Source organism: Arminella tubonensis (assembly GCF_003240585.1).
Taxonomy (GTDB): Bacteria; Pseudomonadota; Alphaproteobacteria; order Rhizobiales; family Rhizobiaceae; genus Rhizobium; species Rhizobium tubonense.
Map to the genome: position 1 here is coordinate 150,339 of NZ_PCDP01000040.1, position 12,879 is coordinate 163,217.

Annotated in this window: 13 protein-coding genes; 9 read left to right on the forward strand and 4 right to left on the reverse strand. The window is 59.5% G+C overall.

The annotated features are described in order from the left end of the window. Positions 1-7: 7 nt before the first annotated feature. The gene (clpA, locus tag CPY51_RS21065; protein WP_111162179.1) at positions 8-2,536 is read left to right on the forward strand and encodes an ATP-dependent Clp protease ATP-binding subunit ClpA; all 2,529 of its coding nucleotides are present in this window, start codon (positions 8-10) and stop codon (positions 2,534-2,536) included. Between the two features lie 78 nt (positions 2,537-2,614). Here the strand turns inward: clpA and CPY51_RS21070 are convergent, their stop codons facing one another. The 4 genes from CPY51_RS21070 to CPY51_RS21085 are packed head-to-tail and all read right to left on the reverse strand — an operon-like array spanning position 2,615 to position 5,475. Then, a complete protein-coding gene (locus CPY51_RS21070; RefSeq protein WP_111162180.1) occupies positions 2,615-3,043 on the reverse strand; it encodes an HIT family protein in 429 nt (142 codons plus the stop codon). A gap of 49 nt (positions 3,044-3,092) precedes the next feature. Next, positions 3,093-4,280: a GNAT family N-acetyltransferase gene (locus CPY51_RS21075; RefSeq protein WP_111162181.1), complete on the reverse strand. Its 1,188-nt coding sequence runs from the start codon at positions 4,278-4,280 to the stop codon at positions 3,093-3,095. After that, positions 4,277-5,008, reverse strand: a complete 732-nt coding sequence (locus CPY51_RS21080) for a glycerophosphodiester phosphodiesterase (protein ID WP_111162182.1) — start codon at positions 5,006-5,008, stop codon at positions 4,277-4,279. The genes CPY51_RS21075 and CPY51_RS21080 overlap by 4 nt, the downstream gene beginning before the upstream one ends. After that, positions 5,005-5,475, reverse strand: a complete 471-nt coding sequence (locus CPY51_RS21085; RefSeq protein ID WP_111162183.1) for a RidA family protein — start codon at positions 5,473-5,475, stop codon at positions 5,005-5,007. Before CPY51_RS21085 ends, CPY51_RS21080 begins: the two co-directional genes overlap by 4 nt. A gap of 137 nt (positions 5,476-5,612) precedes the next feature. Between CPY51_RS21085 and CPY51_RS21090 the strand changes: the two genes are divergently transcribed. From CPY51_RS21090 to rseP, 8 genes are all read left to right on the forward strand, one after another. Further along, positions 5,613-6,440 (forward strand): cell envelope integrity EipB family protein, encoded by an 828-nt coding sequence (locus tag CPY51_RS21090; protein ID WP_111162184.1) that lies wholly within the window; start codon positions 5,613-5,615, stop codon positions 6,438-6,440. 184 nt (positions 6,441-6,624) lie between these two features. Next, complete coding sequence (rpsB, locus tag CPY51_RS21095) at positions 6,625-7,407, forward strand: 30S ribosomal protein S2 (RefSeq protein WP_111162185.1); 783 nt, start codon at positions 6,625-6,627, stop codon at positions 7,405-7,407. Positions 7,408-7,665: 258 nt separating this feature from the next. After that, positions 7,666-8,592, forward strand: a complete 927-nt coding sequence (tsf, locus tag CPY51_RS21100; RefSeq protein WP_111162186.1) for a translation elongation factor Ts — start codon at positions 7,666-7,668, stop codon at positions 8,590-8,592. Between the two features lie 95 nt (positions 8,593-8,687). Beyond that, complete coding sequence (pyrH, locus tag CPY51_RS21105; RefSeq protein WP_111162187.1) at positions 8,688-9,407, forward strand: UMP kinase; 720 nt, start codon at positions 8,688-8,690, stop codon at positions 9,405-9,407. A gap of 58 nt (positions 9,408-9,465) precedes the next feature. Further along, positions 9,466-10,026, forward strand: a complete 561-nt coding sequence (frr, locus tag CPY51_RS21110) for a ribosome recycling factor (protein ID WP_111162188.1) — start codon at positions 9,466-9,468, stop codon at positions 10,024-10,026. A 12-nt stretch (positions 10,027-10,038) separates the two neighbouring features. Next, a complete protein-coding gene (locus tag CPY51_RS21115) occupies positions 10,039-10,818 on the forward strand; it encodes an isoprenyl transferase (protein WP_275540490.1) in 780 nt (259 codons plus the stop codon). Further along, positions 10,818-11,651 carry a phosphatidate cytidylyltransferase gene (locus CPY51_RS21120; RefSeq protein ID WP_111162190.1) on the forward strand — a complete coding sequence of 278 codons (834 nt, stop codon included), beginning with the start codon at positions 10,818-10,820 and terminating at the stop codon, positions 11,649-11,651. Before CPY51_RS21115 ends, CPY51_RS21120 begins: the two co-directional genes overlap by 1 nt. Positions 11,652-11,675: 24 nt before the next feature. After that, entirely contained in the window at positions 11,676-12,809 is a 1,134-nt protein-coding gene (rseP, locus tag CPY51_RS21125) for an RIP metalloprotease RseP (RefSeq protein ID WP_111162191.1), read from the forward strand. The last annotated feature ends 70 nt before the right edge of the window (positions 12,810-12,879 follow it).

Consider the following 12,879-nt stretch of genomic DNA (forward strand, 5'->3'; position numbering starts at 1 on the left):
ATCGAACGTGCCAACATTTTCGCCTAGTCTCGAGAAGGCGCTGCATCAGGCACTGACCTACGCAAACGAGCGGCATCATGAGTATGCCACGCTCGAGCATCTGCTGTTGGCTCTTGTCGACGACGCTGACGCAGCCGCCGTCATGGGCGCCTGCAATGTCGACCTGGATGCCCTGCGCAAGACGCTGTCTGAATACGTCGACAATGAACTGTCCAACCTGATCACCGGATATGACGAGGATAGCAAGCCGACTTCCGGCTTCCAGCGCGTCATCCAGCGTGCGGTCATCCACGTCCAGTCTTCTGGCCGCGAGGAAGTCACCGGTGCCAATGTTCTCGTCGCGATCTTCGCGGAACGGGAAAGCCATGCTGCCTACTTCCTGCAGGAGCAGGAAATGACCCGCTACGATGCGGTCAACTATATTTCCCACGGTATCGGCAAGCGTCCGGGCGCCTCCCAGGTCCGTTCGCCTCGCGGTGCCGACGAGGGCGAAGCCGAAAGCAAGCCGACCTCCCGCGGCGAGCAGGAAGAAGGCGGCCCGAAGAAGCAGCAGGACGCCCTCAAGGCCTACTGCGTCAACCTCAACGAGAAGGCCAAGACCGGCAAGATCGATCCCTTGATCGGTCGTCACTCGGAAGTGAACCGCACCATCCAGGTCCTGTGCCGCCGCTCGAAGAACAACCCGCTCTATGTCGGTGACCCGGGCGTCGGCAAGACGGCAATTGCCGAAGGTCTGGCCAAGCGCATCGTCGAGGGCAAGGTGCCGGAAGCTTTGGCTGACGCCACGATCTTCTCGCTCGACATGGGCACGCTTCTGGCCGGTACCCGCTACCGCGGTGACTTCGAAGAGCGCCTGAAGCAGGTCGTCAAGGAGCTTGAGGAATATCCCGGCGCTGTCCTGTTCATCGACGAAATCCACACGGTGATCGGCGCAGGCGCTACCTCGGGCGGCGCGATGGACGCGTCGAACCTGCTGAAGCCGGCCCTTTCGTCGGGTGCTATCCGTTGCATCGGCTCGACGACCTATAAGGAATATCGTCAGTTCTTCGAAAAGGATCGGGCACTTGTCCGCCGCTTCCAGAAGATCGACGTCAACGAGCCGAGCATTGAGGATGCCATCGAAATCATGAAGGGCCTGAAGCCTTATTTCGAAGAGTATCATCACCTGCGCTATTCGAACGAAGCCATCAAGTCGGCCGTCGAATTGTCGGCCCGCTACATTTCCGACCGCAAGCTACCGGACAAGGCGATCGACGTCATCGACGAAACCGGTGCGGCACAGATGCTTCTGCCGCCGTCCAAGCGTCGCAAGCTGATCACGGAAAAGGAGATCGAGGCAACGATCGCGACGATGGCCCGTATTCCGCCGAAGACGGTATCCAAGGACGACGAGATGGTTCTCGCCAACCTGGAGATGGAACTGCGCTCGGTCGTCTACGGACAGGATGCAGCGATCGAGGCTCTGTCGACGGCGATCAAGCTTGCTCGTGCAGGCCTGCGCGAACCGAACAAGCCAATCGGCTCCTACGTCTTCTCTGGTCCGACCGGCGTCGGCAAGACGGAAGTCGCCAAGCAGCTTGCGTCGTCGCTCGGCGTCGAACTGTTGCGCTTCGACATGTCGGAATACATGGAACGCCATACGGTCTCGCGACTGCTCGGCGCACCTCCCGGATATGTCGGCTTCGATCAGGGCGGTCTCCTGACCGATGGCGTCGATCAGCATCCGCATTGCGTCGTGCTGCTTGACGAGATCGAGAAGGCGCATCCGGATATCTTTAATATCCTGCTGCAGGTCATGGACCATGGCGCGCTGACGGACCACAACGGCAAGAAGATCGATTTCCGCAACGTCATCCTCATCATGACGACGAATGCGGGCGCATCGGAAATGGCCAAGGCCGCGATCGGCTTCGGTTCTGCCAAGCGCACGGGCGAGGACGAGGAAGCCCTCAACCGGCTCTTCACGCCTGAGTTCCGCAACCGCTTGGATGCGATCATCGCCTTCGCACCGCTGCCGACCAAGGTCATCTACAAGGTCGTTCAGAAGTTCATCATGCAGCTGGAAGCCCAGCTTTCCGAGCGTAACGTTACGTTCGACCTGCATGAGGATGCGATCGCCTGGCTTGCCGAAAATGGCTACGACGAGAAAATGGGCGCACGTCCGCTGTCTCGCGTCATCCAGGAGAATATCAAGAAGCCGCTGGCCAATGAGATTCTCTTTGGCAAGCTGAAGAAGGGCGGCATCGTCAACGTCACCGTTGGTCCGAAGGAGGACGGCAAGCCGGGCATCGTGCTCGAATGCATAGCCGAAACCGCGAAGATCAAGCCTAAGCCCGAAGCCGAGGTCATTGATCCCTCGGTCGAGGAAGAGGATGACGGCGACATCGTGAAGACCAAGGTCCGTCCGACGAAGACCGACGCGCTTGCCGAAGTGAAGCGCTCGGCGAAGAAGGTCGGAGCGAGCGTCGATACCGACGCCGAACCGAAGCTTGCCCGCAAGGGCACGACGGTACCGAAGGTGCCGCGGAAGAAGTAAGCGTCTCAAGACAAGAATGCCGGGTCAAAAGCCCGGCATTTTCTTTTGTCGTCCCTTGCTGTTTCGCCAGCCGGGACCTTATGCCAACGCTGCGATGATCTTCCGGGCATTTTCAGCCAACACGCCACCGTCCTCCATTTTCCCGGCATGCGGCTTCAGCGCTGCGCCTTCGTGGCGAGGGATGACGTGGAAATGCAGGTGGAACACCGTCTGCCCTGCGGATGCCTCGTTGAACTGCGCGATATAGATGCCGTCCGCGTCGAAGGCGTCCTTAACCGCATTGGCCACCTTCTGAACCACAGTGACCAGATGGGATAGCGTCGCCGGGTCGGCGTCGAGCAGATTGCGCGATGGCTGCTTCGGCATGACCAGCGTATGACCGGGGGCCTGCGGCATCACATCCATGAAGGCGACCGCGTGCTCGTCTTCATAGACCCGATAGGACGGAATTTCACCTTTCAGGATTTTGGCGAAGATATTGTTGCCGTCATAGGCCGGGTTGTTCATCTGCGTTTCTCCCCATGCTGAAAACGTGGTGTTGATACCGGTCGAACGTTCAATTGTCCTGCCGCTCGCCCTTGCGGAAGGGGCTGTGCTCGGAAAGGATTTCGCCCATCTGCTCGACCTCCTGCCGCTCGCGCTCGAGATAGTCGCCGACCGCCCGCCGCAGGCCTGGGTGCGCGATGAAGTGCGCCGAGTGCGTCGTGACCGGTAGGTACCCGCGGGCAAGCTTGTGCTCCCCCTGAGCCCCTGCCTCGACGCGGGCGAGACCCTTTGCGAGAGCGAAGTCGATCGCCTGATGGTAGCACACCTCGAAATGCAGAAACGGGTGATCCTCGATGCAGCCCCAATGGCGGCCGTAAAGCGCGTCGCCACCGATGAAGTTAATGGCGCCGGCGACATAGCGGCCTTCGCGCTTGGCCATGACGAGCAGAACGTCGTCGGCCATGCGCTCGCCGATCAGTGAGTAGAACTTGCGGGTAAGGTACGGACGGCCCCATTTGCGGCTGCCGGTGTCCATGTAGAAGGCGAAGAACTGATCCCAGATGTTTTCTGTAAGGTCGCTGCCCGTCAGCCAGTCGATGGTGATGCCGTTATCGAGGGCGGCACGGCGTTCCTTCTTCAGCGTCTTTCGCTTGCGCGAGGCGAGGGTTTCCAGAAACGCATCGTGGTTGGCGTAGCCTTCGTTGATGAAATGGAACTGCTGGTCGGTACGGTGCAGATAACCGTCGGTTTCAAAGACCGAGACCTCGTCCTTCGGCAGGAAGGTGATATGAGCAGACGAGATGCCGAGCTGCCGCGTTACTTCCTTGAGGCTTTCGGCCAACGCCGGCTGTATTGCGGCCCGATTCTGGTCTTCCGCGACCATCAGCCGTGGTCCCGTGGCTGGCGTGAACGGCACGGCACATTGCAGTTTCGGATAGTAGCTGCCGCCGGCCCGCTCGAACGCATCGGCCCAACCGTGGTCGAAGACATATTCGCCCTGGCTATGGTTTTTCAGGTAGCCCGGGATGGCGCCGATCAGGGCGCCGTTTGCCGTCTCGAGCAGCAGATGATTCCCAAGCCATCCGGTCCTGTCCGTGGCGGAACCGGATTCCTCCAGCGCCGACAGATAGGCGTGCGAAACAAAGGGATTGTAAGGCAACAGCTTGCCTGATCTCGAAGCTCCGGCAAGCCCTGACCAGCTTTCCGGAGTTATCGCTTTGAACGAACGTTCGGCTCGGAAGGATAATTCATCTGTCATGAAGCGAGGGCTGGGCTCTCCCTGGGATCGAAACCTTCAAAGGTCATCTGATCGGCATTGGCAAATGATTGCCTCCTGGCCGCCTCGTCACGCACCGTCCAAGTGATCACGGGAATGCCGCGCTTGCGCTGTGCGGTGACGAAGGGGTTCGGCAAATGACCGTAGAAATACGAGACGAAGTCTAGACCAAGTTGCATGGCCTCGTCATGCAGGAAAAATGTGTCGGGATTGTTTCCGTCGGCCGTCAGTCCGATCGGGTAGGGCGGATTGAGCGCCTTCAGCTCCTTCAGTAGCCAGTGATCGAAACTCATCAATGCCACAAGGCCCTTGTAGCCCTCCAGCACTTCGATCACGGTTTCTGCAAAGCCCTCGTCATCGGACTTGCGACCTTTGAGCTCGAGCAACAGCGGCACCTTGCCGTCGCAAAGCTGCAGAAGTTGCTTCAGAGTCGGAATGCGATCCTTCGTGCCACCGACGGAGAGGAGGCCGAGCTCGCCCGAACTCCTGTCGCGCACCTGGCCGGGAAGATTGCAGACCCGCTGCAGATCGTCGTCGTGAAATATTACAGGCACGCCGTTGGCCGCATAGTGCAGATCGCATTCGATTGCGAAGCCTGCTTCGATTGCGCGCGTAAAGGCGGAAAGCGTATTTTCCCAGACGAGCTTGTTCATGTCGTGGTAACCGCGGTGGGCGACCGGCCGTTCGGTAAGCCAGGAAACATCTCTCATTCGGCAATTTCCAGGACGGCGTCGATCTCGACGGCTGCGTTGAGCGGCAGGGCTGCCATGCCGACGGCAGCGCGCGCATGCTTGCCGGCCTCGCCGAGCACGCTTGCGATCAGATTTGAAGCGCCGTTGATGACGAGGTGCTGCTCCGTGAAGTCGGAAGCCGAGGCGACGAAGCCGTTGAGCTTTATCACCCGCTTGATCCGGCCGAGGTCGCCGCCGAGCGCTGCCTTTGCCTGCGCAAGGATATTGATCGCGCAAAGTTCAGCGGCGCGCTGTCCGCCCGCAACATCCACATTGCGGCCGAGATGGCCGGTCACAGCGACCTTGCCGTTCTCGATCGGTAGTTGGCCCGAGAGATAGAGAAGATTTCCGCTGATGACATAAGGCACATAGTTGGCGGCGGGCGAGGCGGCGGGCGGCAGGGTGATGCCGAGTTCCGTCAGGCGGCCCTCGATGGCGTCGGACATTTTCGTCTCCCGTTTTGTTGTAAATTCTTCAAAAATCCGCCATCAAGAAGAAGCTCCCGCGTGGCGAGGACGTTCGGCCTCTATTTGGCCGAAAGCGTTCTTATAACATCATGTGTGAGTCCAACAGGAGATAATGAATGTTCCGCTCGAGTCTTGCTGCTGTTGTTGTATCGGGCGCGAGCTTTGCCTGTCTGCCCGCATCGGTGGTTCTTGCCGCCGGGCCAAGCGGCCTTGTTGCCCACCGCGCCGTCTACGACCTCGAACTCAAGGACGCAACAGACCGCTCCGGGATTGCCGGCATGTACGGTCGCATGGTCTATGAGTTCAATGGCTCCGATTGCACCGGGTTCACCACCAATTTCCGCTTCGTGACGCAGATTGACACCGGCGATTCGACGCGCCTCAGCGATCAGCAGACCACGACGTTCGAGGATTTGACGAAGCGAACCTTCAAGTTCGAGACGAAATCCTTCACCGACGAGCAGTTGGACAAGGACGTCCGAGGGGCCGCGGCAGATGATCAGAAAGGCCTGAAGGTCGAGCTGACGCAGCCGTCTGCCAAGGAAGTCGATATTGCCGAGAGCCGGTTCCCGACCGAACACATGCTCGACATCATAAATAATGCCAAGCTGGGCAAGAACTTCTTCGAAGCTCGTGTCTTCGACGGCTCGGACGACGGCGACAAGTCGCTGGTTGCGACGACCGTGGTCGGCAAGCAGGAAGCTCCGGCCTCCGACGACGCGGATGCCGACAAGGCCGGCCAGTTTGCCAAGGCATCTTTTTGGCCGGTAACGGTCGCCTATTTCAACGAGAAGAGCCGGGGCGATGCGACGCCGGTCTATCGCATGTCCTTCAAGCTTTACGAGAACGGCATTACGCGCGACCTCACCATGGACTACGGCGATTTCGTGCTGACCGGCAAGCTGACGAAGCTTGAACTGCTGGACGCCAAGGCCTGTAAGTAGCCAAAAGGGCACTTTTTCTCGAACTCGGCTTGCTTTCCTTGCGAAGGAAAGGTATGGCCAGCCGCATTCCACACGTAAGGCATGGGATTGTCCGGGAGAAATCCGGACCGTTCCGCCCGGTGGCGTTTTCGAAGAGGACGCTGTTCGCCTTGCGGAGGTTCAACCGGAAAAGGAGTAAACAGGCATGGCATTGCCCGATTTTTCTATGCGTCAGCTTCTGGAAGCTGGCGTTCACTTCGGCCACCAGACGCACCGCTGGAACCCGAAGATGAAGCCATACATCTTTGGCGACCGCAGCAACATCCACATCATCGACCTCGCACAGACGGTTCCTTTGCTGAGCCGCGCCCTGCAGATCGTCAGCGACACGGTTGCCCGTGGCGGCCGCGTTCTGTTCGTCGGCACCAAGCGTCAGGCATCCGAGATCATCGCTGACAGCGCAAAGCGTTCTGCGCAGTACTACGTCAACTCGCGTTGGCTCGGCGGCATGATGACCAACTGGAAGACGATCTCGAATTCTATCCAGCGCCTGCGCAAGCTCGACGAGATCCTCAACGGCGAAGCCCAGGGCTTCACCAAGAAGGAACGCCTCAACCTCGAGCGCGAACGCGAAAAGCTGGACAAGGCTCTCGGCGGTATCCGCGATATGGGCGGCACTCCGGACCTGATGTTCATCATCGACACCAACAAGGAAAAGATCGCGATCGACGAAGCCAAGCGCCTCGGCATCCCGGTCGTCGCCATCATCGACTCGAACTGCGATCCGGATCAGATCGACTATCCGATCCCGGGCAACGACGACGCTTCGCGCGCCATCGCTCTTTACTGCGACCTGATCTCGCGCGCTGCCATCGATGGCATCGCTCGTCAGCAGAGCTCTTCCGGCCGTGACCTCGGCGCTTCCTTCGAAGCTCCCGTCGAGCCGACACTGGAAGAAGAAGTCGTAGCAGAAGCGCCGCAGGCTTGATTGATCGAGCGGCAGGCGGGTCCGTCCCGCCTGACTGCGACTGAAATTCAGGAATAGGCCGTTGGTGACTTGAGCAAGTTTCAGCGGCCTTACCTGTTTTAAAGGAAGGCGCCTTCGAGGCGTTTTCCCGACCGAAAGTTTCCGTGTGGCGCGGGTTTCATACCGCTGTCACGCATATGGGTACATTTCGTCCCTCAAACCGGGTGCCGCGCCGGCCTATGCCGTCAGCGCACCGTATGAACCGACAAGAGGCAAACAATGGCTGAAATTACGGCAGCACTCGTTAAGGAACTGCGCGAAAAGAGCGGCGCAGGCATGATGGACTGCAAGAAGGCGCTGACCGAAACCGCCGGCGACATGGAAGCTGCGATCGACTGGCTGCGCGCCAAGGGCATCTCCAAGGCCGATAAGAAGTCCGGCCGTACGGCTGCCGAAGGCCTGATCGGCATCGCATCCGCTGGCCATAAGGCTGTCATCGTCGAAGTGAACTCCGAGACCGACTTCGTTGCCCGTAACGATGCCTTCCAGGATATCGTTCGCGGCGTTGCTTCCGTTGCCCTGAACACAGACGGCACGGTAGAAGCCATCGGCGCTTCGATCTATCCGGCAACCGGCAAGTCCGTGACAGATACGATCAAGGACGCGATCGGCACGATCGGCGAAAACATGACGCTGCGTCGTTCGGCCTTGCTCCAGGTCGAGCACGGCGTCGTTGCGACCTACGTTCACAACGCTGCCGGCGACGGCATCGGCAAGCTCGGCGTTCTGGTCGCCCTGAAGTCGGTCGGCGACAAGGCCGTCCTGACCTCCATCGGCCGCCAGGTCGCCATGCACATCGCCGCAACCAACCCGCTGGCCATCCGCTCTGAAGAAGTCGATGCCACTGTCGCGGAACGCGAACGCAACGTTTTCATCGAGCAGGCGCGCGAATCCGGCAAGCCAGAAGCCATCATTGAAAAGATGGTCGAGGGCCGCATGCGCAAGTTCTTCGAGGAAGTCGCCCTTCTCTCGCAGGCTTTCGTCATCAACCCCGACCTGACAGTTGCAGCTGCCCTCAAGGAAGCTGAAAAGGAAGCTGGCGCTGCCATCGAAATTACCGGCATGGCGCGCCTGCTGCTCGGCGAAGGCGTCGAAAAGGAAGAGACCGACTTCGCAGCAGAAGTTGCAGCCGTCGCAAAGGGCTGATTGTCGGGAGCTTACCTAGGGAAAACTCAGGGCATCGCGTGACAACGCGGTGCCCTTCGTGTATCCGGCTTTTGACAATTACCCGAGGAGCCACGATGTCCCAGCCTCTCTACAAGCGCGTATTGCTCAAGGCCTCCGGCGAAGCTCTGATGGGCAGCCAGGGCTTCGGCATAGACGTGACCGTCGCTGACAGGATTGCTTCCGATATCGCCGAAGCCCGGGAAATGGGCGTCGAAGTCGGCGTCGTAGTCGGCGGAGGCAACATCTTTCGTGGCGTTGCAGTCGCGTCGAAGGGCGGCGACCGGGTAACCGGCGATCACATGGGCATGCTCGCCACCGTCATCAACGCTCTGGCGCTGGCGACCTCGCTGCGCAAGCTGAACATCGATACCGTGGTGCTGTCGGCAATCGCCATGCCCGAAATCTGCGAGAGCTTCTCCCAGCGCGCGACGCTCTATCATCTTTCCCTCGGCCGCGTGGTCATCTTCGCCGGAGGAACCGGCAATCCCTTCTTCACAACCGATTCTGCTGCCGCCCTGCGAGCCGCCGAGATGGGCGCCGAGGCGATCATGAAGGGTACGCAGGTCGACGGCATCTATTCGGCCGACCCGAAGAAGTTTCCCGATGCGGAGCGTTACGAGCATTTGACCCACAGCCAGGTCCTGGAAAAAGGCCTTGCAGTGATGGACGTGGCAGCGGTCGCGCTTGCACGGGAGAATTCCATTCCGATCATCGTCTTCTCGATCCACGAGAAGGGCGGGTTCGCACAAATCTTGACCGGTGGTGGCCGCAAGACCATCGTGTCTGACAATTGACATATATAAAGGCGACGCAGGGCTTGCCAATTGCCGCCATCGCTACGGGAGTTATGACATGAGTGATGCAACTGACCTGAAGGAACTGAAACGGCGCATGGATGGCGCTATTTCTGCGTTCAAGAGCGATATCTCGTCTTTGCGTACCGGGCGCGCGTCGCCCAATATTCTCGATCCCGTGACCGTGGACGCCTACGGTTCGCGCATGCCGCTCAATCAGGTGGCAAACATAACGGTTCCTGAATCTCGTATGCTTGCTGTCTCGGTCTGGGACAAGTCGATGGTCGGCGCCGTTGAGCGCGCCATCCGTGAATCGAACCTCGGCCTGAACCCGATCATCGATGGCCAGAACCTGCGTATTCCGCTGCCCGAGCTCAACGAAGAGCGCCGCCGCTCGCTGGTGAAGGTCGCCCATGACTATGCCGAGAAGGCAAAGGTTGCCGTCCGCCACGTTCGACGTGACGGCATGGATGGCCTCAAGAAAGCCGAAAAGGACAGCGTGATTGGCCAGGACGAGGGCCGTTCGCTTTCGGAACGCGTGCAGAAGATGACGGACGAGACGATTTCCGACGTCGACCGCTTGCTAGCCGAGAAAGAAAAGGAAATCATGCAGGTTTAATGAAGCTTGCCTATCGTCCCGTCGGCGAACGAAAACCGGACCCATATGTCAGATCTTCTTTTTTCCACCGTGCCTGAGCATGTTGCCATCATCATGGATGGCAACGGCAGATGGGCCAGTGCGCGCGGCCTGCCGCGCACGATGGGGCATCGCAAGGGCGTGGAAGCGGTACGCGAGACTGTGCGCGCCGCTGGTGATGTCGGCATTAAATATCTGACCCTGTTCGCGTTCTCTTCGGAGAATTGGCGCCGTCCGGAAACCGAGGTCACTGACCTGCTCGGGCTTCTGAAAGCGTTCATTCGCCGCGACCTTGCTGAGCTTCACCGTCAGAATGTCCGGATTCGCGTCATTGGCGACCGCAACAATTTGCGCAGCGATATTCTACCTCTCCTGATCGAGGCCGAGGAGACGACGCGGGCAAATACCGCACTGACACTGGTCATTGCTTTCAACTACGGCTCGAGGGACGAGATCGGGCGTGCGGTCATCAGTCTTGCAAAGGACGTGGAGGCAGGTCGCCTCCGCGCTCAGGACATCACCCCCGCGCTTATCGATGCGAGGCTTGATACGGCGGGGATTCCGGATCCGGACCTTATTATCCGGACGAGCGGCGAAGAGCGCCTGTCCAACTTCCTTCTCTGGCAGGCTGCCTATTCCGAATTCATGTTCATGCCGGACTATTGGCCTGACTTTAGCCGCGACCTTTTTCTGTCTGCGCTCGAACGCTATGCCGCGCGCGATCGTCGGTTCGGCGGCCTGTCCGTCAAGCCTGCGGCCGCTGTGGGGTCCTGATGAGCCGAGAACTCAGGCTCCGCATCATTTCCGGCATAGTACTCGCTGCGGTCGTCCTTGCGGCCACCTGGTACGGCGGCGTCGTGTTCGAGCTGCTTGCCTCGGCGATCGCGCTGCTGATCTACTATGAATGGTCTGCTATAACAGGCTTGCATGAACGCGACCCGCAGGGGCACGCGATTGGCTGGCTCGGAATAGTCGTCATTGCTGCGACGACGCTCATGGAGCAGCCCGCCTACTCGGTTGGCGCGTTGCTGCTGTTTGTCGTTATGACGGCGGCACTTGTGGCTATCCGGCGCAAAAGCTGGTGGCTTCCTGCGGGCATCCTCTACGCGGGCCTGATGGGAATAGCACTTGCAGAGATTCGCGATGACGATCTCCTCGGCTTCGTGGTCATGCTCTTCGTTTTCGCGACCGTATGGGCAACAGACATCCTTGCCTATTTCGTTGGGCGTGCCCTGGGCGGCCCGAAACTCGCGCCGCGCATATCGCCCGGCAAGACTTGGTCGGGCGCAATTGGTGGAGCGATAGCTGCAGTCATTGCCGGCACCGCGGTTGTCTGGAGCTTTTTTCCCGGCATCGGCTTGAGGGTTGCCTGCATAGCACTCCTGCTGTCGGTCTGCAGTCAGGCAGGCGACTTGTTCGAGTCGTTCGTCAAGCGTCGTTTTGGCGTCAAGGACTCAAGTCATCTCATTCCCGGCCACGGCGGCGTCATGGACCGGGTCGACGGACTAATTTTTGCTTGTTTTGCGGCGTTCTTGTTGGCTATCGTACTTTCGTTGGCAACTGACGGCGAAACTGTATCACTGGGCGGCGTGCTGCTTGGTGTCTGAAATCAAATCGGACGGGATCGTTCCATGGCTAGCTTGACTGGCATATTCGGCTTCTTGACGGGCTATATCGTGCCATTCGTGCTGGTGCTTTCGCTTCTCGTCTTCGTTCATGAGATGGGGCACTATCTCGTCGGTCGGCTTTCCGGCATCCGCATCCTGGCGTTCTCCATCGGATTTGGACCGGAAATCGCCGGTTTCACCGACGGGCACGGGACCCGCTGGAAACTTTCGTTGATTCCGCTCGGCGGCTATGTCCGTTTCTTTGGCGACGAGGATGCGTCAAGCAAACCCGACGCGGAAAAATTGGCCGAGATGACGGACGAGGAGCGCGAACAATCCTTCGCCGGCGCCAAGTTGTGGAAGCGGGCGGCAACCGTCGCGGCGGGTCCGATCGCGAATTTCATCCTCGCCATCGCCATCTTCGCGGTCCTTTTCTCGATCTACGGCCGCCCGGTCGCCGATCCCGTCGTCGCGGAGGTCAAGCCTGACAGCGTTGCTGCGCAGGCCGGCGTTCTCCCGGGCGACCTGCTGGTGGCAATCGATGGCAGCAAGGTGACGACGTTCGACGACGTGCGCCGCTATGTCAGCATTCGCCCTGGGCATCACATCGTCATCACCGTCGAGCGCGCCGGCGAAAGGCACGACCTCCCGATGGTCCCGCAGTCCACTGTCATGACCGACCAGTTCGGTAACAAGATGGAAATCGGCATCATTGGCATCGTGACCAACCAGGAGGTCGGCCACTTCCGCCAGCAGACCTTCACGCCGTTGCAGGCGCTTGGCGAAGGCGTCAGGCAAACCGGCCATATCGTCACCGGAACCTTTGATTATATCGGCAATCTATTGGGTGGCTACATGAAGGCTGACCAGTTGGGCGGACCGATCCGGGTGGCCCAGGCGTCCGGCCAGATGGCCTCGCTCGGCGTTGCGGCCGTGTTACAGCTCGCCGCCGTTCTGTCCGTTTCCATCGGTTTATTGAATCTTATGCCAGTTCCGGTACTTGATGGCGGCCATCTGATGTTCTATGCGATTGAGGCGGTGAGGGGACGACCGCTCGGTGCGGGCGCTCAGGACATCGCGTTTCGCATCGGACTGGTCATGGTGTTGTCCCTTATGGTTTTTGCAACCTGGAACGATATTAGTGCCCTGATTGGCTGATGACTTGAGAGCAGGGAAATAACGATTTATTTACGATGTTTCAAAGCGGTAGTGGCGAATGGGTCACGTT

Coding starts and splice junctions, on each gene's coding strand:
- CPY51_RS21070 (WP_111162180.1), bottom strand. CDS start 3,043: ATGAACAACCCGGCCTATGACGGCAACAATATCTTCGCCAAAATCCTG.
- CPY51_RS21075 (WP_111162181.1), bottom strand. CDS start 4,280: ATGACAGATGAATTATCCTTCCGAGCCGAACGTTCGTTCAAAGCGATA.
- CPY51_RS21080 (WP_111162182.1), bottom strand. CDS start 5,008: ATGAGAGATGTTTCCTGGCTTACCGAACGGCCGGTCGCCCACCGCGGT.
- CPY51_RS21085 (WP_111162183.1), bottom strand. CDS start 5,475: ATGTCCGACGCCATCGAGGGCCGCCTGACGGAACTCGGCATCACCCTG.
- CPY51_RS21090 (WP_111162184.1), top strand. CDS start 5,613: ATGTTCCGCTCGAGTCTTGCTGCTGTTGTTGTATCGGGCGCGAGCTTT.
- rpsB (WP_111162185.1), top strand. CDS start 6,625: ATGGCATTGCCCGATTTTTCTATGCGTCAGCTTCTGGAAGCTGGCGTT.
- tsf (WP_111162186.1), top strand. CDS start 7,666: ATGGCTGAAATTACGGCAGCACTCGTTAAGGAACTGCGCGAAAAGAGC.
- pyrH (WP_111162187.1), top strand. CDS start 8,688: ATGTCCCAGCCTCTCTACAAGCGCGTATTGCTCAAGGCCTCCGGCGAA.
- frr (WP_111162188.1), top strand. CDS start 9,466: ATGAGTGATGCAACTGACCTGAAGGAACTGAAACGGCGCATGGATGGC.
- CPY51_RS21120 (WP_111162190.1), top strand. CDS start 10,818: ATGAGCCGAGAACTCAGGCTCCGCATCATTTCCGGCATAGTACTCGCT.
- rseP (WP_111162191.1), top strand. CDS start 11,676: ATGGCTAGCTTGACTGGCATATTCGGCTTCTTGACGGGCTATATCGTG.